At 43.5% G+C, this 20,500-nt stretch carries 14 protein-coding genes; 9 read left to right on the top strand and 5 right to left on the bottom strand.

Features of this window, described 5'->3' with window-relative positions; genetic code table 11:
• Window positions 1–521: 521 nt before the first annotated feature.
• Entirely contained in the window at window positions 522–3,773 is a 3,252-nt protein-coding gene (locus CKO50_RS08630; protein ID WP_176474633.1) for a S41 family peptidase, read from the bottom strand.
• A 144-nt stretch (window positions 3,774–3,917) separates the two neighbouring features.
• The gene (locus tag CKO50_RS08625; RefSeq protein WP_095727820.1) at window positions 3,918–4,715 is read right to left on the bottom strand and encodes a putative porin; all 798 of its coding nucleotides are present in this window, start codon (window positions 4,713–4,715) and stop codon (window positions 3,918–3,920) included.
• A gap of 169 nt (window positions 4,716–4,884) precedes the next feature.
• Between CKO50_RS08625 and CKO50_RS08620 the strand changes: the two genes are divergently transcribed.
• The 8 genes from CKO50_RS08620 (at window position 4,885) to CKO50_RS08585 (ending at window position 15,695) form a co-directional block, all read left to right on the top strand.
• Complete coding sequence (locus tag CKO50_RS08620) at window positions 4,885–5,259, top strand: STAS/SEC14 domain-containing protein (protein ID WP_255229503.1); 375 nt, start codon at window positions 4,885–4,887, stop codon at window positions 5,257–5,259.
• Window positions 5,260–5,414: 155 nt separating this feature from the next.
• A complete protein-coding gene (locus CKO50_RS08615) occupies window positions 5,415–6,107 on the top strand; it encodes an SDR family oxidoreductase (RefSeq protein ID WP_095727819.1) in 693 nt (230 codons plus the stop codon).
• A gap of 107 nt (window positions 6,108–6,214) precedes the next feature.
• Window positions 6,215–6,871, top strand: a complete 657-nt coding sequence (locus CKO50_RS08610) for an ABC transporter ATP-binding protein (RefSeq protein ID WP_095727818.1) — start codon at window positions 6,215–6,217, stop codon at window positions 6,869–6,871.
• Window positions 6,872–6,875: 4 nt separating this feature from the next.
• The gene (locus CKO50_RS08605; RefSeq protein WP_255229501.1) at window positions 6,876–9,329 is read left to right on the top strand and encodes an ABC transporter permease; all 2,454 of its coding nucleotides are present in this window, start codon (window positions 6,876–6,878) and stop codon (window positions 9,327–9,329) included.
• Complete coding sequence (locus tag CKO50_RS08600; RefSeq protein WP_095727816.1) at window positions 9,319–10,386, top strand: lipocalin-like domain-containing protein; 1,068 nt, start codon at window positions 9,319–9,321, stop codon at window positions 10,384–10,386. Before CKO50_RS08605 ends, CKO50_RS08600 begins: the two co-directional genes overlap by 11 nt.
• A 178-nt stretch (window positions 10,387–10,564) precedes the next feature.
• Complete coding sequence (locus CKO50_RS08595) at window positions 10,565–13,843, top strand: MHYT domain-containing protein (protein WP_095727815.1); 3,279 nt, start codon at window positions 10,565–10,567, stop codon at window positions 13,841–13,843.
• Complete coding sequence (locus CKO50_RS08590) at window positions 13,843–14,826, top strand: HD domain-containing phosphohydrolase (RefSeq protein WP_095727814.1); 984 nt, start codon at window positions 13,843–13,845, stop codon at window positions 14,824–14,826. Before CKO50_RS08595 ends, CKO50_RS08590 begins: the two co-directional genes overlap by 1 nt.
• 173 nt (window positions 14,827–14,999) lie before the next feature.
• Window positions 15,000–15,695, top strand: coding sequence for a hypothetical protein (locus tag CKO50_RS08585; RefSeq protein ID WP_255229499.1), 696 nt, complete (start codon window positions 15,000–15,002; stop codon window positions 15,693–15,695).
• Between the two features lie 271 nt (window positions 15,696–15,966).
• On the opposite strand, the gene CKO50_RS08580 is transcribed toward CKO50_RS08585, so the two are convergent.
• From CKO50_RS08580 to CKO50_RS08570, 3 genes are read right to left on the bottom strand one after another with little or no spacing between them, the layout of a single operon-like run.
• Window positions 15,967–16,497, bottom strand: coding sequence for a GNAT family N-acetyltransferase (locus CKO50_RS08580; protein ID WP_095727813.1), 531 nt, complete (start codon window positions 16,495–16,497; stop codon window positions 15,967–15,969).
• Entirely contained in the window at window positions 16,497–17,831 is a 1,335-nt protein-coding gene (locus CKO50_RS08575) for an FAD-binding oxidoreductase (protein ID WP_095727812.1), read from the bottom strand. The genes CKO50_RS08580 and CKO50_RS08575 overlap by 1 nt, the downstream gene beginning before the upstream one ends.
• A gap of 1 nt (window position 17,832) precedes the next feature.
• Window positions 17,833–18,390, bottom strand: coding sequence for a GNAT family N-acetyltransferase (locus tag CKO50_RS08570; protein WP_095727811.1), 558 nt, complete (start codon window positions 18,388–18,390; stop codon window positions 17,833–17,835).
• Between the two features lie 210 nt (window positions 18,391–18,600).
• Between CKO50_RS08570 and CKO50_RS08565 the strand changes: the two genes are divergently transcribed.
• The gene (locus CKO50_RS08565; protein ID WP_095727810.1) at window positions 18,601–20,040 is read left to right on the top strand and encodes a chitinase; all 1,440 of its coding nucleotides are present in this window, start codon (window positions 18,601–18,603) and stop codon (window positions 20,038–20,040) included.
• The last annotated feature ends 460 nt before the right edge of the window (window positions 20,041–20,500 follow it).

Below are 20,500 nucleotides of genomic sequence, written 5' to 3'. Positions count from 1 at the left end.
GCTTTGTTCATTGTTGCTCAACTTTTGCCTAGATTACTAGGCGGCAAGTCGAGCGTCGCGACCAAAACACATTCAGGGGAACAAAAATCAAACAGCAAAGGTCAACAGGTCCTAGTTAACCTGAGCTGCGGATAATTAATGCCTTTCTAGCAGCCAGTTTTTACGCTAACTGCGTTGAATTCACTTCCAATAGCCAGCTATTGGTGCGTAAATTCGTCTAGTTATCCCTAAAACTCTCTGGCTAGATAAGGAAATAATTTAATGTATGTTTAAAAACAATTAGTTAGCTCACTTCTTATCCGCAGCTCAGGTTAGTTAAGAAAATGCCAGATTGCACAGTGTGTAGTCTGGCATTTTTCTTTTGCAGTGTTACCTTGGTGCTGCGCAAGTATTGTTGTGCCCAAAAATTGGCGGCATACTGAATTAGTCAAAGGAAAATAGAAGGGAAATTAAATGATTAAAAGGATAATAAGTGGTTTAAAGTCAGAGCCTTAAACCACTTTGAGGAGCTAGTTACGCGCTCAGAACTTAGATGGTGCAGGAGGCACTGTCAGTGTTTTCTTCGGGCTATCTTTTAACTCTTTCAACAGCTCCTTCACTGCACGCTCGACAGAAGGGTCTTTACCGGCATGAACAAGCTCTGGTCTATCGATCACTTCGATATCAGGGCTCACACCCTCGTTTTCGATGATCCAATTGCCTTCGTTATCTAGAATTCGGAAGGTTGCAGCGATAACCTGACCTCCGTCAATAAGACTTGGATTGCCAGAGATCCCGATAAGACCACCCCAAGTGCGAGTACCAATCAGTTTGCCAAGACCTGCCTGACGGAAGTAGTAAGGTAGGGCATCACCACCCGAACTTGAATAACCATTGATAAGCATGGCTTTTGGACCATCGTGGGCAAATTGTGGAGTTTTTGTTGGCTCAACACCACGGCGTTTCCAATAGTTAAGTGGCTTACGAGCAAGCCAAGTGATCATGTGCTCAGGGATAAAGCCGCCGCCGTTATAACGGTCGTCGATGATCAGTGCATCTTTGCTCGTTTGTGGCATAAAGTTCTTAAATAATGAACGATTACCATCATAATGGGTATTTGGTAGGTGAACGTAGCCAATCTTACCGTTTGATAATTTATCCACGTAGTCAGCACGTGATTGAACCCATGCCATGTAACGTAAGCCTTGCTCGCTGGCGACAGGTTTTACCGTGGTTTTCCAACTATCATCAGCGCTTGGTGATTTACTCAATACCAGCTCAACTTGCTCGCCTTGGGTGTTTTCAAGTAGCTCGTAAAAGTTAACCATGTCTTTTACCGAGCGACCATTTACAGAGATGATGTAATCACCTGCATTGGCATTCACGCCAGTTTCATCGAGTGGTGAACGGTAGTTTTCATGCCAGTTCTCACCTTTATAGATACGCTCAATTTTAACGTAGCCAGACTGATGAGCACTTATTTCTGCGCCAAGTAAACCATGCTTTTTGCGCTCGGCTGTTGGGGCATCACCAGATTGTACGTAGATGTGACCTGCGTTGATTTCACCCGCAATTTCACTGAGTACATAGTCTAAGTCGCTACGGTGTGCGACAGCGCTGGCAAGTGGTTGATACTTCTCCAAGATAGCATCCCAATCTTGACCATGGTGATGCTCGTCGTAGAACCAGTCGCGTAATGTGCGCCAGCCTTCTACATACATTTGTTGCCACTCAACTTTCGGGTCGATTTTCAGTGTCATCTTAGATAAATCAAGCTGACTGGCTTTTAAATCTTGCTTTGGCTTTGGTGCAATTACACTGAAGTTGTTACCAGCGCGAGCGATCAGGTGCTTACCACCAGCGGCAACTTTATAGCTGCTTACGCCTTCGGCGACGGTTTCAAGCTTGCTATCTGGTTCCGTGCCGAGGAGCTTTAACGCACCGTCAGTTAAGGTTAGTACGCCCCCTTCAACACCTGTAAGCGCACCGTAGTTACCCGCTGGGGCTGAGAGTGATACAACCCGCGACATAAAGCCGTTGGCCTCAATGCGATTTGCTTGTTTTTCGCTGTCCTTTTTCGTTTCTTCTTCTGATTGAATGCTTAACTCATCACTTTCAAAGGCATTAAGCGGCTTGATCTGACTATTCACCGCAACGCTATAAATGCGCGTGGCATTATTAAACATATAATCAAATTCATAGCTGCTAAAGGTGAGGTTATAGTCGCGTTCAGAAGTGAAATAAATGTAGTTGCCGTCAGGTGAAAAAGTCGGGTTACGCTCACTGGTCATGTTGTTAGTCAGTCGAGTGACCTTTTTATCCTCAGTATTATAGTGCCAAAGTGAGGCGTAGCGGTTCTCGTTGTTTTTAACAAAAACAATATCTTCACTGTTCGGTGACCAAGTATATTCGGTTAGACCATCTTCGTCGTATTTGGCGGTGTCAATTTTATGCATATCGCCAGATTTCGCATCAACCCACCATAGCGTGTGGTTTTTATCTGCGAAGAGTAGTTTGCTGTTATCAGCGGACCAAATTGGTGTAAAGCGCCAGATGGTACCATTGTCAGTTAACTGGATGGTTTTGTTGTTATTTGCTCTATCTTTGAGATAGATCTCATATTCACCTGTTTTATCGCTCATGTAGGCAATATAACGGCCATTCGGTGACCAGCTAGCTTCAATTTCACGGCCTTCTGGCGTGTAAGAAAGGTTGCGAGTTGGGCCCTGTTTTACTGGGACTGAGAATAACTCACCACGGGCAGTAAACAATGCACGCTTACCATCGTGTGATATATCCATAGAATCAATAAAGTCGCTAACGTTTTTACTATATGGCATGGCATATTGACGCACACCTGCTACATCGATTTTTAGCTTCTTAGCGGTCTTTGTCGCTTCCTCAAAGCGATATAAGTAACCGCCATTTTCGTAGACAATGGCATCTGGCCCAGCTGATGGCCAAAGCACGTCAAAGTCTTTGTGGTCAGTCATTTTTATCGGTGACTTACCATCGCGATATTTATAAAGGTTGAGTGTGTAGTCACGGTCAGACACAAAGTAAATACTGTCATTCACCCAAGTTGGTTGTTGATCGGTGGCTTTGTCAGTGGTGAGTTGTTTAGACGTATTGTTTTCAAGGTCGTAAATCCATACATCCTGAGCTCGACCACCACGAGAGCGCTTCCAAGTTCTAAACTCTCTGTCGATTGGTGTGTAAACATACTTATTACCATCAGGGGAGAGCATACCACCACCCGTTTCTGGAATGGCCATCGGCTGCTCAAGTCCACCTTCTACTGGTACCATATACGGGCGACCCATACGCTTGCCCCATGGTGTGCGATTTGCTCTAAAAACGATATGTTTACCGTCGGGTGTCCAGTCCATCACGCGATAGTCGAACCCACCGCGAGGAGGCATTTGCCCAACATCGTTGTAATAAGTGAGTTGCTTTAATCCTGAACCGTCAGCATTGATCACATAGATTTGGCGGCTGCCATTATACTCGGCGGCAAAAGCGATTTTGCTGCCATCTGGAGAGAACTTAGGGAAGGTCTCAAAACCAATATGGTCTGTTAGACGCTGACTTTTACCTGTGTTGGTATCTGCAATATATATGTCGCCAGCATATACAAAAGTGACTTTATCTTTGTGGATATCTGGAAAGCGGAGTAGGCGAGTATCTTCGGTCTGGTACGCCGAAACGAAAGGCGCGGCTGCCGCAGCAATGGCGAGCACGAGTGTTTTTATCTTCATCATAATATAGGCATTTCCGTTATTATTTTGATACATAATAACGATTGATAAGTGAAATGCACCCAATTTAGATGAGTAGCTTGTTTCAAAGTGTGAAAAAACACCCCACCGCGGAGTGTGGTCGCGATGAGATGTTGAGTAGTTGGGGGAGGTACAGATGTACCTCAATCATGTGTTGATTTAGAACTGAGCAACAAAAGTTAGGTTGCTTGTTTCACCGCCGTCTGTGTCAACTATACTACCTTTAAGGTAGTAAGTGTCGTTGAAGAAGTATTTAGCTTCTACTGCTAAGTCTGAATCATATGAACCTAGACCAAGCGCAAAGTTGCGAGTGAAGTAGTAGTTTGCAAGCACGTTTGTTACGTTGTCGTCAAAACCATCAGTATCAATACGGTTGTGCTCCACATCAATTGTGAAGTAGCTATCACCACCAACGTGCATAAAGTAACGTGCACTTAGGTTTAGGTAATCAAATTCGTCTTCAGTTTCAACTGTGAAACCGATGTAATCTGTAGAATTTAGTTCGTGATTGTACTCAGCTTTGAACCAAGTTGTATCACCGTTTTCAAACTCTTCTTGGCGAATGCTTAGCTTTAGGTTGTCGTTGTAAAGGTAGCCAAAGCCGAAAGAGTAATGGTCATCAGCTTCGCCAAGATCTGCAATGCTAGCAGTTACAAACCATTCTTTAGTGATGAAGCCTTCACCACGCGCAGAGAAAGCATCTGAATAATCATCGTCAAAGTAACTTACGCCAACATTGCTGTCCGTATCAAGGTAGCCAAAGTCATCCCATACGCCTACTGATTCTTGAGGTGCGAAGAAATAGCGAGAAGAAAGCATCAGTGCGCTGTTGTCAGAGCCATCATAATCTGTATAACTAGCGGTGTTGAACCACTCTTTTTGTACGTTACCAGTGTTAGCCTGAGCTGCTGCTGAAACAAGTAGTGAAACAGCTGCGATAGATAGTAGTTTTTTCATAGTCATCCCTTTAATTTCCATATATTGAGCTACATCGACTCAACGGCGCGCATGGTAGTATTAGAAATCTGAACGGAGGCTGACAATACTGAAAAAAGTGTGGATATTGGCAAAAAAGCTGAGATTTAATTATGCTTTTTGCTTATGAGACAAGCATAAGGGAAGAAAAATGATGAGTTCGTTCCATGGCATATCAGTAGGCACTGAGCGTTTTGGAGATGATATTTATCTCACACTTAAGCCTACAGGTAAACTCACTCATGAAGATTATGTTGTTATTACACTAATAATCGAGAGTGCACTGAAAGCGGTAATATCGTCTAAAACCTATACATTTCTTGATGCGACTGGTTTTGAAAGTTGGAAGCCAAAGCTTATGTGGGATGACTTCCGATTCGCCTCTGAGTATAGCGCTGAATTTGCCAAAGTAGAAATATATGGCGGCAAAAATTGGCATCGACTTGCCGCAACAATAGGTAGCTGGTTTGTTACTGATAAGGTGAAGTATTTTGATGATAAAGTAAGGTGCACTGAATTGTCTTAATGAACAAGATTGATTAAAGTTGAATTAAATTCATGATTTATGCTGTGTGACTTAAAGCGCTAGCTACGTGTGCAAAAAGTGGATTATTCAACCTATCATCAGTATAGTGAATTAACACTATTGGCTTTTGTCATCACGGCTTAGGAGCTTCAACTGTGAAAAAAATACTGATCACTGGTGCAAACCGCGGTATTGGACTTGCGTTAACTAAAACCTATCTACAGGCTGGATGGCACGTATTAGCAACTTGTCGAGACCCGCTTATTGCTTCAGAACTGAATTCTCTCGCGCCAACTTTTCCTGAGCTCCAAGTATTTGCCTTAGATGTGACCAATTACGACCAAATGGAAGAATTAAGTGAGAAACTGGCCCCTGTTGCCATCGATATCATTATCAACAATGCGGGTATTTATGGGCCGAAAGACTATGCATTTGGTGAAACCGATATAGAAGCGTGGCGAGAGGTGATGGAGGTTAATGTATTTTCCACTATGCGACTCGCAGAGCTATTTTACACCCATCTTTGCAACGGCAATGAAAGGGTTTTTGCGGCTATTTCCTCTAAGGTAGGCAGTCACACCATGAATACCAAAGGTGGCGGCTACATCTATCGCAGTTCGAAAGCGGCATTAAATTCAGTGGTAAAAAGCTTATCAAATGATTTACTGGGTGAAGGGATCCGCACGGTTGCTATTCACCCCGGTTGGGTCCAAACGGAAATGGGTGGCCCCAACGCGTTAATTACCCCAGATGAGTCTGCAAATGGGATCTATTCTGTGTTATCTCATTTTGTGGATGCACAAAGCGGTGGTTTTTACGACTATAGCGGTGACGCTATTCCTTGGTAATAAACTGACAACTAATTTGTGCTTACACGAGAAATAAAAAATTTGGTTACTTAATGAGGAAGATGCGTTGAGTAGCGTCCACATAGTAGTAAAGGAATGTGCATACAGTGGTAGAAGTTCAAAATTTAGTCTTCACGCGTTGTGATGGTGAAGTGAATCGAGCTGTATTAGATAAGCTTAGTCTCAGCATTGCTGCTAAAGAACAGGTCGCTATTGTTGGAGATAGTGGGTCGGGTAAAACTACACTGATCCACCTTATTGGTGGTTTATTAAGGCCCGATAGCGGCAGCATTATTATTGATGGCCAAAATATTACTCAATTTAATGATACCGAGTTGGCGCTCTACCGTCGCGGTTTAGGGATGATATTTCAGCACTATCAATTGCTTGCACCTCTAACCGTCTACGACAATATCGTTTTTCAAGCACAGCTCAATCAATTGAGCCCAAAGCAAAGCGATGTTAATGCGCTGGCGGAGCGCTTAGGGATTTTGCATAAATTAACAGCCTTGCCTCAGCAATTGTCAGGTGGTGAGCAGCAGCGAGTTGGTATCGCACGTGCCATGATCAACAAGCCTAAGTTATTGCTGGCCGATGAGCCGACGGGAAACTTAGATGCTGCGAAAAGCGAAGAAGTGGTATCACTTTTGCGAGAGCTGTGCGAAGAGCAAGGCGTTAACTTGCTTATGGTTACGCACAGCCAACATCTTGCTGACAGCCTAGATAGAAAAATCACCATTCAAAATAACCGTGCTTATGGTTAAAGCGATGGAGCGGCTGAGCGCGTTATCAGAAATTCGGTTGGTACTCACTGTTTTTGTCCAGTTCTACAAAAGGCATCTTTGGTTGTTTTTGCTATTCGTTTTTGGCTTATCCTTGGGGAGCGCTTTACTTGGCTCAATTCGAGGACTAAATCAAGAAGCAACCGATCGCTATCAGCAAACCAGTGCGCTTATTAACAATCCAATTAGTCACTTTGTTCGGCCAAGCGCAGGCCGCGAGATGTTGACTGCCGATGTATGGACGGCGCTTCGAAACGCAGGAGTCGTATCTGCCGAGCCTGTTTTGGAAGGCGTGCTGACCCTGCCGAGCGGGAATAGGCTTCGCATCAAAGGGGTTAATACTTTGCAATGGTTGTCTGTGCCTAAAGCGCAATCTCAGGGAGACAAGTTAGGCAACCAAACTGCACCATTACAATTTGGATTTAATACAATTTACGTATCTGCCACGATGGCTAAACGGTTATCGCTCAATAGGCATGAGGTGATCAAGCTTCTTGATACGGATGTGCATTTCGCTGTTTTATCGGAACTGACTGGTGATGTTGCATTAGCCGATATTGCATTAGTTGACTATTTACTGAATTCAGCAGGTCGAATAAGTTATATAGAGATCTCAAATGCAGTATTGGATGAGACAAAGGTTAGGCAGATTATTGGTGACAAAGCTCAGTTGCAAAGTGCACAAGCACAGTCATTCGACTCGTTGTCAAAGGCGTTTTTCTTCAACCTGCAAGCACTCGCATTTCTGGGCTACGTGGTTGGCGCTTTTTTAAGTTTTAACGCTATAAAGCTTTGTTTGCACGCAAGAAAAAAACTACATCAGCAACTCACACTACTCGGATGTATTCAAGCAAATGTAGTCGCAGCGGTAGTCATTGAGGTGCTCGTCTTAAGCTTGATTGCCGCACTGGTGGGTGCCGGTGTGGCTTTCTTGGGGGCAAACTTATTGGTGAGCGAGATTTCCATGGCGTTAGAGAGTCTATTTGCATTAGATAGGCGTTTACCGGTTCATTTCAGTTGGTTAGTCGTGCTGCACGCATTTGTGTTAAACCTTTTGGTACTCGCCAGTGTGGCATATTGCCAAGTAAAGCCTCTTACTTTCTATAAATCTTGGCTGAGTAGAATAGCGAGTGGAAGTCTACTGGCAGTGGCCGCTGGGTATTTTTATCTTGGTAGCGAAGCGCCATTTCATGCGCTCGGGTTGTGCGTTTGCCTTCTGTTACTCTTTTTTATGATAACACCAGTGGTACTGCGAGCCGCGTTTAAAGGCATTCCAAGTCAGCATCCATTAGTTAAATGGATGAAAGCAGACAGTGGCGAGCAGATCAGAGTACTTGCAATCAGTGTTTATGCCGTATTGCTTGCGGTTGGCACTTCCGTAGGGTTACAAATTATGGTGAGTAGTTTTAGTTCAGCATTGCAGATCCATTTAGACACTCGTCTTAGCGCAGATCTATATGTGCGGCCCAGTGAAGTCTCTGATGTGCAACATCAATGGCTCTTAAGCCAACAGGATATCGACAAGGTCGGTGTATTCTGGCGTGCAGAGATAAGTTATGGCCTGAGCTCCCGTCAACGAGATACTCAATCAGCGAGTTTGATTAGCTTCGGCCGTTCTGGCAACCATCACTACAATCTTACGCTACTTTCGGGAGCCGCACCTAACAACGAAATGCTTTACTATGATGCGAATAAGGATGTGAGTGGGTGTCTTGCTAATGAGCCAAGTAAATTATTGTATGGCGTTAAGCTGGGGCAGCGTATTCGTTTGCAGCAAGGAAAAAAGCATATTAACTGTGAGATAACGGGTTTTTATTACGATTATGGCGAGCAGCGTGCGGTGTTTGTCACCGTTAGTGACGCAATTGAAAACGTTGGGCTTAACTTTGAAGCATATGGTTTTTCAATTGTTCTAAAGCCAGATATTGATACCGCTTTATTTAAGCAAAAGGTCATGCAGCAATTCCATTTAAACAACTCTCAAGTGGTTCAAAATCAGCGCTTTAAACAATACGCTACGCGTTTGTTTGAACATACGTTTTACGCAACGCACGCATTAAATTTAATGATAGTTGCTATCGCGCTATTTGGGTTGTGGGTATCATTACTGACACTCGGCACTAAGCAAATTCAACCTTTGGCCATCTTAAAAACATTAGGCGTTACAACTTGGCAAGCGTTTGCCATTAAATTAGGGCAGAGCGCCGTTATTCTGCTTGTGAGTTTAGTGCTGGCGACAATACTCGGGGGAATGATCGGGTGGATATTGCTTAAATTTGTGATGCCAATTGGCTTTGGTTGGACGATCCCTTTTCTTTTACCTAATCTTGAGATCGCAGTCTTTATTACCCTCATTTTTGCTTTAGCTTTGCTGGTTAGTGTGCTACCTCTACTCAAACTGAGTCGTTACGATACTGCGGATCTGTTGTATGAAGACTAATTATTTTATCGTTTTATTACTGTTATTCGTGGGAGTCGGCTGCACACCGGAGCTATCAGAAGCGCCTGATTCAAAAAGTGATTTTTTCAATCTTGAGTTGGGCGACCCCGTTTCTCCTTCATACCGATTAAGTTTTCCACTTGATCACGGCAGTCATCCGGACCAAGGCATTGAATGGTGGTATGTTACTGCAAACTTAAAAAGTGACTCAGGGCAAGAGTTTGGTGTTCAATGGACGCTATTTAGAACCTCAGTTGTCAGCGTTCAATATGCCAGTCCATGGTGGGATGATGAACTATATTTTGCCCATTTTGCAATTCAAGACAATGCAAGGCACCAAGCCTTCGAACGTTACGGTAGAGCAGGGCAAGTAAAAATTCAAGCTAACCCATTTATCACGCAATTAGATAACTGGTATTTGCGCAGCGAGACGGACACATTTTTTCCGTTAACGCTCCATGCTGAGGAAGGAAAAAACCGTGTTAATTTAACACTGAGAAAAAGTCCGATAGTGCTTCATGGGAACAATGGCTACAGTGAAAAAACATCTGATGGTCATGCCTCTATATATTATAGCTACCCTTTCTTAACGGTTACGGGCGAGCTCACTTTTCAAGGTGAAACACATCAAGTCAGCGGAGACGCGTGGCTCGATAGAGAATGGTCTTCCTCGTTTATCAGTAAAGCACAACGCGGCTGGGACTGGTTTAGCATTCGGAGTCAAGATAGGTCGAATGGCGCACTAATGGTATTTTGCATTCGTGATAGCCAACAAGTCTACAAAGATTGCCGAGGCACTGAAATTACAGCTGAGGGTAGAGCGACGGAAATAGCGCATAAGGATATTCACTTACGTGTTTTGGAGCTGGTTTCATTAGATGGAGTAAGTTATCCATTTAAATGGCAACTACGGGTAAAGCACAGTCCTGTTATTCAGATCGAAAGTACAAATCCTGATGCCAGAAATCAGCTGACTATCCCGTATTGGGAAGGAAGAGTAAAAGTGTCCGGCGGCTATACCGGTGAAGGGTACGCTGAGCTAGTCGGATACGAATAGCCCGCATTAGCTATACCGATTAACTTGTACCTATATTGTCTTTAAATTGTCTAGTGAGATAGTACTAGTCCATAATAAACATGAATTTATCCTGAAATCTTGTTTTGACAGCGCTTTTTTCTGTCAAACTCAGTCCTAGAAAGCTAGACTCTAGGAATATCTTACTATCTGTGTTGCTATGTTAAATACGTTTTTTGTAACCGATCCCGCACCAGAGTTGCTACTCAACGGAACTTATGATGCTACGCTTGTGGCGTTATCTGTGCTTGTTGCTGTTATCGCCTCTTTTTTCACCCTTATCCAGATCGACTTTGCCGAGCAAAATCAAAATAGCCGTATAAATCAGCTCGCAAAATTTGGCGGTGCTGTGGCCATGGCTGGTGGTATTTGGAGTATGCACTTCATTGGCATGTTAGCGTTCTCACTCTGTATTGAGGTGGATTACGATCCTTGGCTTACTGCGGCGTCTATTTTCCCTGCTTTCTTAGGCTGTTGGGTTTCGTTTGATTTGATAACTCGACCAAATGTCACACTTGCAGTAAAGGGGCTCGCCGCTGTTATTTTGGGGGCAGGTATTGGCACTATGCACTATAGCGGTATGGAAGCCATGCAGCTTGGTCCTATGTTAGGTTATGACCCTACACTTTTTGGTTTATCAATTATTGTTGCGGTGTCACTCGCCTTCATCGCAATTCAAACGAGAAGTAAGCTGCGCGATTATGTCAGCGACAACAATATCAGTGTCGTGAGGTGTTTAGGTGCTTTGGCGCTCGGAGCGTCGGTGTCTGGAATGCATTACACGGGCATGCAGGCGGCAAAATTTGTATCTGACTCACCAATAATCAGCCAAGAAATGCAAGATCAGCACACACAGTCACTCGCATTGTTTATTGCTGCTGTCAGTATGATCATTAGTGCTTTATCTGCGCTTATTCATACCGCGAGCAAGTACCGCTCGGTGGCAGCAGACAAAGCCGCTAATGAATCTAGACTTGCGGCGATTCTAGAAACAGCCGTTGATGGGATCATCACTATCAATGGCGACGGTATCATTAAGAGCTGTAACCCGTTAGTTGAACGAATTTTAGGATGGTCTGAGCGAGAAACGCTTGGTTGTAATGCTGCTGTGTTTTTACCTAAAGAAACGCAAACGAAAGTATCATTCGACAGCGCTTACCTTGAACAATTTAAAGGGGTTGGCCGTGAAATCAAGGCGCTACACAAGCAAGGGCATCTGGTGCCTATTCGGCTGGGAATAGGAGAGGTTGAGTTAAAAGATCAACGTGCGTTTTACGTTGGTTTTATCACTGATCTAACAGCCCAAAAGCAAATGGAAAAAGCGCTGATTGAGCAGGAAACCCGTTATCGGACACTATTAAATAATATGCCTGGCGTGGCATTTCGTTGCCGGATTGATAGCGAATGGACAATGTCGTTCGTAAGTCCCATTGTCGAGCAGCTTACAGGCTATCGAGCAGAAGAGTTTATTTCTGGGCAAGTTCATTTTGCCAGCTTGATTATTGAAGACGACAAAAGATTAACGCACGATGTGGTTGAACAAGCACTGCAATGCGGCAAAGCCAGTTACTCTCAGGAGTATCGAATATTGCACAAGTCTGGCCATACCAAGTGGGTGCTTGATAAAGGCTCGTTTGAATACGATCAAGTGGGTAAAGTTGAGGGCATTGCAGGCGTATTACTTGATATTAGCGAGCGCAAGAACATGGAAGACGAACTACGTGCCGCGAAAGGTATTGCTGAGAGCGCAGCGGCTTCCAAGCAAGCATTTTTGGCGAACATGAGTCATGAAATTCGTACGCCGATGAATGCCATTTTAGGGTTTAGTGAGGTACTTAAAGAGTCTGAGTTGAAGCCAGACCAAAGTAAGCATGTAAATACGATACTTACCAGTGCAAAGGCGCTGTTGCACTTACTTAACGATATATTAGACTCCGCTAAGCTGGATCAAGGTAAGCTCGATCTGATTGAAAATGATTTCTGTATTTCAGAGTTACTCGACAACGTGGTATCGACGTTTTGGTATCAAGCAAAGAAAAAGGGCTTAAAACTAGAGCTTACGATGAGTCACAGTTTGTATCAAACTTATCATGGTGCTTCCGACCGTTTACGGCAGGTATTGGTTAATTTATTGGGTAATGCCATTAAGTTTACTGCGCAGGGTAGCGTAGAGCTTAGCGTTGAGTCTTCTCATGACAATTATGTACTGTTTAAAATTGCGGACACAGGTATAGGGATTGCTAACGATAGACTAGATTCAATTTTCAATCCCTTTGAACAGGCTGATGAGAGTATGAGTCGCCGCTTTGGTGGCACAGGTCTTGGGACGACCATTAGTCGCCAGCTAGTCGAGTTAATGGGTGGAAAAATATGGGCTCACAGTGAGCTTGGAAAAGGGTCTACCTTCCACTTTACAGTGCCTCTTAAAAAAATCGCGGCATTTACAATAGCGCAAGATGTTCACGTCGAACTTCCGCCGTTAAATATTTTGGTTGCTGATGATATTCAACAAAATACTGAATTGTTGAGCTTATTACTTGAAAAGCAAGGTCATAGTATAGAGGTCGCAGGAGATGGGCTTGAGGCCATCGAAAAAGTAAAAGCGCAACAATACGATCTTATTCTAATGGATATTCATATGCCGGGTTGTGATGGACTTGAGGCGACGCGCGCTATCAAAGCATATGAACGAGAAAATAGGCAACAAGAGACACCAGTAATCGCGCTTACCGCGAGTGTGTTAGGTGAGGATAGAGCGGCTGCAAAAGCTGCTGGCATGGCTGCGTTTGCCTCAAAACCGGTGGTGATAGAAGATTTAACTCGGACCATTGCTGAAACGCTCAATATCAATATTGCTCATACGGCGATTGGAGTAAGGCAAACCAGCAACAAACAGCTTATAAATAGAGCTAGAGCAATAAATTTGTGGGGCAGTGAGGCTCGGTTTTTAAAAGAATTGGCGCGTTTTTGGGATGGGAAAAGAGAGGAAGTGGTAGCGCTCTTTGCCCATGAAGGTCAGTTTACGAATGATTTACTACAGAATATTCATACCATTAAAGGCGTTGCCGGAAACTTGGCGTTGGAGACGCTATTTGGTCTGCTAGAGCAAATAGAGCGTAAAAAGGAAATTGACGAGCGGCTGAGGGCCAAAATGGCGCTCATTATTGAAAAATTAGACGACGTGGTTGGACTGAGTGATGAAGAAGTTGTAACCAACGCGTTGAGTGAGGGCGACGTTTTTTTGTTTAAGCAGAACTTGCCACAAGTAAAAGAGATGATAGATGAGGCGCAGGTCGAGGATGATGTGCTTGACGCATTGTTAGAGAGTGCGCCCCTTACTTACCGAAGCCAGGTAGAGGCGTTGAAACATGCATTGGATGATTTTGAATTTGAACGTGCGGAGGAAATTCTCGCACAATTAATGAGTACTGATGTGTAATGATAAATGACCATAAGCCTCTGATCCTAGCTGTTGACGATGAAGCGACAAATTTGCAAATTCTAAAGCAAACGCTGGGTAATCAATATCGTATGAAGTTTGCTAAGTCAGGAAAGCTGGCGTTGGAGCTAGTAGATAAGGAACTACCTAACTTAATTTTACTCGATGTTATGATGCCTGAAATGACAGGTTTTGAAGTCTGCTCTAAATTAAAAGAAGATCCTACCACAGCGAGGATCCCGGTGATTTTTGTTACCGCCTTGAGTGAAGAGTTTGACGAAGCTCGAGGCTTCGAGTTAGGTGGTGTTGATTACATCACAAAGCCAATTAGCCCTGCGATAACTAGAGCGCGAGTGAAGACGCACTTGTCTTTAGTCAGTGCCACTGAGCTTAAAAGTGCATACGTTGAACTGATGCAGCGGCTCGGTCAGGCGGCGGAATACAAAGACAATGAAACAGGCCAGCATATTGCGAGAATGAGCCGCTACTGCTTTGTGCTAGCTAAAGCTTGTGGTTTACCGGAAGCGTATGCAGAAGATTTGATGCTCGCCGCCCCGATGCACGATATTGGCAAGGTCGGTATTGCCGACAGCATTTTGCTGAAACCTGGACGTTTAGATGCCGAAGAATATGAGGTGATGAAACAACATGCTGAGCTGGGTGCAAACATACTTGCGGACTCTGATTCAAAACTCGTCAAGCTTGCATATTTAATGGCGATGGAGCACCACGAGAAATTTGATGGAAGCGGTTATCCAAAAGGATTAAAAGGAGAAGAAATCTCACTTGAAGGACGGATCTGTGCGCTTGCGGACGTGTTTGATGCACTTACTTCAAAGCGTCCATACAAAGAGGCTTGGCCTATCGAAAAGGCATTGGCTTTCATTCACTCTGAAAGTGGTAAGCACTTTGACCCAAAATTAGTTGAATTGCTCGATGAAAACTTACCAGAAATCATAAAAATTAAAGCGCAGTATGACTAAGGGGAGCTTATTTTTTGCTGGCTAATTGAGATTGCTCGATTAATGCTTTTGAGTATAGAAAGGGGGAAGTGGTAAGGTATTTTTAGGTTGCTTATATTGTAAAGCATTTGCTATATGAATAGTTTGTATCTATATTGGGTTCTAACCATGGAACTATCAACAAGGATACGATTGTGAATTCAGTTTCAATTATTGCAATAGGTCTTACCGCCATGTTAGCTTCACTACCTAGCATCGCCAGTTCAACAAATTTTATGGAGCTTGGATTTGGTCGGGTAGCGTTCGATAGTGTCAGTGAGATTGAGCCTAAAGGCTTTGTCATTACGGCAAATATAGAGTTTGGCGGGCTTTACCTTGAAGGCGCTTCCGCTCTTATGGCTGATGACGTAGCGGTTACCGGATTAGTTTATGGTGCAGAAGAAGACGTATTAACCACATTAGACTTCGATGTTGACTCTAGAATTTATACCCTATTGGTCGGTAAACAGTTTGATTTGAATGATCATAGTCTTATCGATATTTATGGCGGTTATTCTAGGCATAGATTAGAAATAGCTTATTCAGGCTTAGTCAATACGACGTACTATGATGGTTACACCAATAAAGAGCTTATATTATTTCTTGACCAAGGGAAAAATGAGTCAAGTGATCATTATCATTTAGAAGCTGCTTATGACTATACACATGTAGACCTTAATTTCAGGGTAGGTGTCGGCTTTGAGCGGATCCAGGATGATGAAAGTGAAAATAATTTAGTGTATCTGGCTGAGGTTGGATATCGTTTTACCAATAATATTTCCGCAAACGTGAGCTATAGAAATGCTGAGATCTACAATACTCTCAGTCTGAATTTGAGGTATAGCTTCTGACGACAATGTCCTCGCCATGTTATTAACGGCATGACATCTACTTCCAAAGCGCCTACGTCTGCTTGGTTGATGACACTGAATTGAGCTTGAGCAAGTTAATGCATTGTATACTTAGCCAAGTTTAGTTACCAGTTTACCGATAGCATTTCGGCTAATGCCAGCTACAAAAATGTAGACCAATACGATAACTTTGGTGTGAACCTAAGATGTAGCTTTTAAACTAGTGTGATACCAGTCGCTAACTGGCGACTGTATCTACTCACCTTTTATGTTACCTTTGCGTGATATCTGATAAGCGTTTTTGAGTATCAGATGAACGAAAAACGTTATTTTCAATTTCCCATTCACAGAATGTAAACGTGAATTTTCCAACATTGGTTAATCCATGCTTCTCATAAAATAGGTTTGCTTGATTCTCGACCCAAGTATAGAGCCAAAAACAAGAGCCGAGTTTTATAGATGCATAGTTCAGTAGTCGAGAACCTACACCTTGTCCCTGAAAATGTCTTAATACATATAGTTTTTCAATTTCGTAACCATAATTTTCGTTATTATAACCTGAGTTGTGATTGGTCAAAATGAAACCTAAAAGGTGACCGTTTTGCTCTGAAACGAAAATACTAAATTCGGGCTTTTCAATACGCTCTAAAAAGTAAGCCGATGAAAAAGTTTCTAGCGCGAATTGAGCATGTTCATGGCGGATCCCTTTTTGCGCATAGGTATCAAGCCAAACTTGAATAGATATCGCGGCAAGTGCCACTGCATCAGAGGGAACTGCCGGACGAATGGTGGCGTTGAGCATTACGTAACCTTGTCCATTATTTGTGCATATTGGTAATACGCGAGTTGGCCTACTCTTCTTAATTGTGGCATCGGAAACTTAGGCAGTGGCTTAGTATAAATTGGTAAATCAGGCACTTTATGACCCATTAATTTTTCAGCAAGGCGAATACTTGCCTGAGCACTAAACGCCACACCTGAGCCGCAATATCCAAGTACATATCCAGTATTGTTTTCGCTGTAGATATGAGGAAGATCATCAAGCGCAGCGGCAATATAGCCACTCCAGAAGTAATGAACTTTAGCATTGAGGTTAGGAAAGCAATCGTTAAGCGCTGAACGCAAGTTGTGTTGGTATTTTGCGTTATCCTGATCGTGGCCAAACACCGCACCTCGTCCACCAAACAAAATGCGATTGTCAGGAAGGCGACGATAGTAGTATTTAAGCCGTCTGGTATCCATGACGACTTGCTCTGTGATTAAGCCATTGGCAGCGAGTTGCTCATCGCTGAGAGGTTCGGTCACGATAATACTGCTTAAAATAGGTAGATAGCGCCCTTGAGTTAATGGCGAAAAATGTCGTTGAGCGTAGGCATTTGCTGCGATCACGACTTTGTTCGCCGAGACTCTGTGGCCATTCACTTCTAGCTGGTGGTTGCCATTTTGGTTCTGGTAATGAGTTACCAAACTATTTTCATAAAGTTGCACACCAGCTTGCTGTGCTAAAGCCTTGTAACCTAGTAACAGTTTCAATGGGTGAACACCAAACGCGTTGTTAAATCGCAATGCGCCAAACCCTTGCTGGTTGTGCATATAGGTTTCGGTCAGCTGTTGCTGAGACAGTAACTGATGGATCTTGCTACCTATGGTCGTTGTGAGAAATTCGGACTGGGCTTTTAGCAGCGAAAATGCTTGTTGATTGTGTGCAACTTTCAAGTACCCGGATGCCTGTACATTGCAATCAATGTGATTGGTGTCGATATGCTCTCGCACTAAAGCAACGGCGTTGTTGTACTCTTGATATATGGCTTTACTGACATCTAAACCATACTTTTTGGCCAGTTGCGCATAACCAAGCCGTCCCGTACTTGGGAGCACAAATCCCGCATTTCTCGCGCTCGCGCCAAAGCCAACTTGATTTGCTTCAAATAGCGCAACGCTTTGATGATGAGTAGTTGCTAAATGGTAGGCAGTAAGTAAGCCTGTAAAACCACCACCGATCACCGCGATATCTACTTGTAATGGTTTATCTAGCGAAGGGGTGGGGGCGCCTAAGGGGCAGGTTGCAGCCCAGTAGCTGTTGGCAAAAGCTTGGCCTTGGCAGTGTGGCTGAATGAGTGGATCAAACCCTGACATCTTAAAACTCCAATACCATTTCTGCTGCTTGGCAGTGGCATTCAGTACCGCAAATAGTGCAAACATAGCCGTGGTAGATACAGTCGTCTAACCACTTATCATTATGGACTTTGATCAGTTTGCCACCGGCTTTAGTGAAGTATTTAACTGCGCCGTTACCAGGGCTTTGTTTCCAAAGGTGTGAAACGCCGGCCTTTGCACCTTGTTGGCTCAGCGCTTCCACTGAGTATTTTAATAATTGCGGGCCAATGCCTTGTCCCTGAGCTGAAGGTGCGATAGCAATGCACTTAAAGTAAGCCATATCAGCTTTGCCAACTGGCCACAGCGTTGGCGAGCACCACTTATCGATTGGCCATTGTCCGGCACTATATGATGTTCTAAAACCGAGTAATTCCCCTTCATCGTTTAGGGCAACAAAGGAAGCATTAATTCCTTCTTTACAGCCCTTTTGGTGCATTTGTTCAATGCCCGCGTTATCAAGATAATTATCACCATGAACGAGATTACCAAGTGCGATAACACGCTCGAAATGTTCTAGTTGTAGAGGAGTTATTTTCATAGGTTGCTCTGTTGCTGTTATTTACGGTGAGGCCCTAGCATACCACTTTAGATTATGTACCAAAAACGCTAAGGTTCATCGATTTGAGTAAACGTTATTACATATGTTGTAAGAATAAAGAGTGAACAAAATTTGACAGCGATGTCATTTTGTTAATAATTGTTGAATTGGTGGGGTTCCACTATTAACAACAACATGTAAAGGAAAAGTATGAACAGTCTAAAATTAGCGACCGCAGTTTCGCTTGCCATAACTGCAAGTCAGGTAATGGCCATGAGTCCGCAACCCGATCCACAAAACCCCAATGGTTATATTGTTTCCCGAATAGAATTGAATAATGCCCAGAACGCGAAGACCAACAACCCTATGTATGCGATTTGGTCTAAAGCACTGGAAACAAGAGATAATGCCGTTGTAGAGGCTATTGCGCCGGGGCTTGCCAATAACCCAGATAATGTAAAAAGAGCTGAGCGGGTATTTGGTCAAACCCAGTGGCAATTTCTTACGCAAATGGCGGCACCTGAATACACCTACACTCGCTTTTTGCGTGCTATTGGTAAGTTTCCCGCATTTTGTGGCGACTATATAGATGGGCGAGACGCCGACGCAATCTGTAAACGCTCCATTGTCACTGCATTTGCGCATTTTGCCCAAGAAACAGGGGGGCATATTGCAAAAGACAACACTTCTGATAACCCTCTCGGGTTAGAAGAGTGGCAACAAGCTTTGGTTCATGTGCGTGAAATGGGTTGGTCAGAAGGGCAAGTTGGTTATACCACAGGGTGTGGACAAAATGACTGGCAAAACCGCCGCTGGCCATGTGGGGCGGGACAAGGATATTTTGGCCGAGGCGCTAAGCAGCTTTCATATCACTTCAACTACGGCGCGTTCAGTGAAGTCATGTTTAACGGTGATGCAACGGTGTTATTAAACAATCCGGGCTTAGTGGCTGACTCTTGGCTAAATTTAGCGTCTGCGATTTGGTTTTTCTTAACGCCGCAAGCGCCAAAACCTGCAATGTTACACGTTATTGATAGAACTTGGACGCCATCACTGCGTGAAAGTGAGGCGGGGATTGGTTATGGCTTTGGTACCACGATTAATATTATCAATGGGGGGATTGAGTGCGGCGCGCAAAATAAAGACAAAGGCCAGCCCGTTAACCGTATTCGTTATTGGGAAGGACTCTCCCATTATTACAACATCACCATTGAAGCCGATGAAGAAAATACCTGTTGGCAGCAAACACCATACGGAAGCTTAAATCTTGACGGCGCAACTGATGTCCTCTACACCAACTGGGAAGGTGATTGGGCTTATTATGCAGATCGCCCCGGAGGATATTCATTTGAGTGTAAACTCGTGGGGTATCAAACGGCTTATTCAGCGCTTGTGCCGGGAGACTACGAGAAATGCGTGACAAACTTTTATCAATCACACGCAAGCTGGCCTGAAGTTCGTGTCGTTGATGACTTACCAACCAACCCGACTGAACCGCCAGTGGATGGGGTAGCGGCTTGGGATCCCGACAAGGTTTACTTAAAAGGTGATAGAGCGAGCTACAATGGCGTGATCTACGAAGCCAAGTGGTGGACTAAAGGCAATATACCTGCTGCCGATGGCTCTGGCCCTTGGTTGGCTGTTAACTAGATAGTGTTGGCGGGTTTCCCGCCTCTATTCTTAATAGATTTATTTTTTCCTAAAACTCACCTTGTATTACTTTTAGTTCTATTTATTTTTTAAAAACACCCCGTCTTATTACTACTGAAATTTTATTGTTATTTATTTAATTTTTTGTTTTTATTAATTGTTTTTTGATGGTTTTTGGTTTTTTTATAGTTTTTAATATTTAAAAAACTGTATGTTGTGTTTTTCAAGTTTTTGAAAAAAATTCCCAAATTTGTTCTTTGTTTCGCTTAATTGAGTTTTTATTGATGTACATTTTGTTGTTTTTTATATGTGACTTTGTTGTGGCTAAGGTGCTAGGATGGGATTCCCTTTTGCTCACAGATTAACCAAAGAGTAACTCCGTCCTAAAATCACCTTTCCAATCTGTTCTTCTTCGTTTCGCAGCTAAACGGTCTTTTTACCTTGATGTTGCGCAACTTGT

The sequence above is a fragment of the Pseudoalteromonas sp. HM-SA03 genome (assembly GCF_002289345.1).
GTDB lineage: Bacteria > Pseudomonadota > Gammaproteobacteria > Enterobacterales > Alteromonadaceae > Pseudoalteromonas.
The sequence above is the reverse complement of the archived record's forward strand: the minus strand, read 5'-3'. Positions and strand labels throughout refer to the sequence as shown.

Excerpts from the sequence above, each read along its gene's own strand:
- CKO50_RS08630 (WP_176474633.1), bottom strand. The coding sequence starts at position 3,773 with ATGTATCAAAATAATAACGGAAATGCCTATATTATGATGAAGATAAAA.
- CKO50_RS08625 (WP_095727820.1), bottom strand. The coding sequence starts at position 4,715 with ATGAAAAAACTACTATCTATCGCAGCTGTTTCACTACTTGTTTCAGCA.
- CKO50_RS08620 (WP_255229503.1), top strand. The coding sequence starts at position 4,885 with ATGATGAGTTCGTTCCATGGCATATCAGTAGGCACTGAGCGTTTTGGA.
- CKO50_RS08605 (WP_255229501.1), top strand. The coding sequence starts at position 6,876 with ATGGAGCGGCTGAGCGCGTTATCAGAAATTCGGTTGGTACTCACTGTT.
- CKO50_RS08600 (WP_095727816.1), top strand. The coding sequence starts at position 9,319 with ATGAAGACTAATTATTTTATCGTTTTATTACTGTTATTCGTGGGAGTC.
- CKO50_RS08595 (WP_095727815.1), top strand. The coding sequence starts at position 10,565 with ATGTTAAATACGTTTTTTGTAACCGATCCCGCACCAGAGTTGCTACTC.
- CKO50_RS08590 (WP_095727814.1), top strand. The coding sequence starts at position 13,843 with ATGATAAATGACCATAAGCCTCTGATCCTAGCTGTTGACGATGAAGCG.
- CKO50_RS08580 (WP_095727813.1), bottom strand. The coding sequence starts at position 16,497 with ATGCTCAACGCCACCATTCGTCCGGCAGTTCCCTCTGATGCAGTGGCA.
- CKO50_RS08575 (WP_095727812.1), bottom strand. The coding sequence starts at position 17,831 with ATGTCAGGGTTTGATCCACTCATTCAGCCACACTGCCAAGGCCAAGCT.
- CKO50_RS08570 (WP_095727811.1), bottom strand. The coding sequence starts at position 18,390 with ATGAAAATAACTCCTCTACAACTAGAACATTTCGAGCGTGTTATCGCA.
- CKO50_RS08565 (WP_095727810.1), top strand. The coding sequence starts at position 18,601 with ATGAACAGTCTAAAATTAGCGACCGCAGTTTCGCTTGCCATAACTGCA.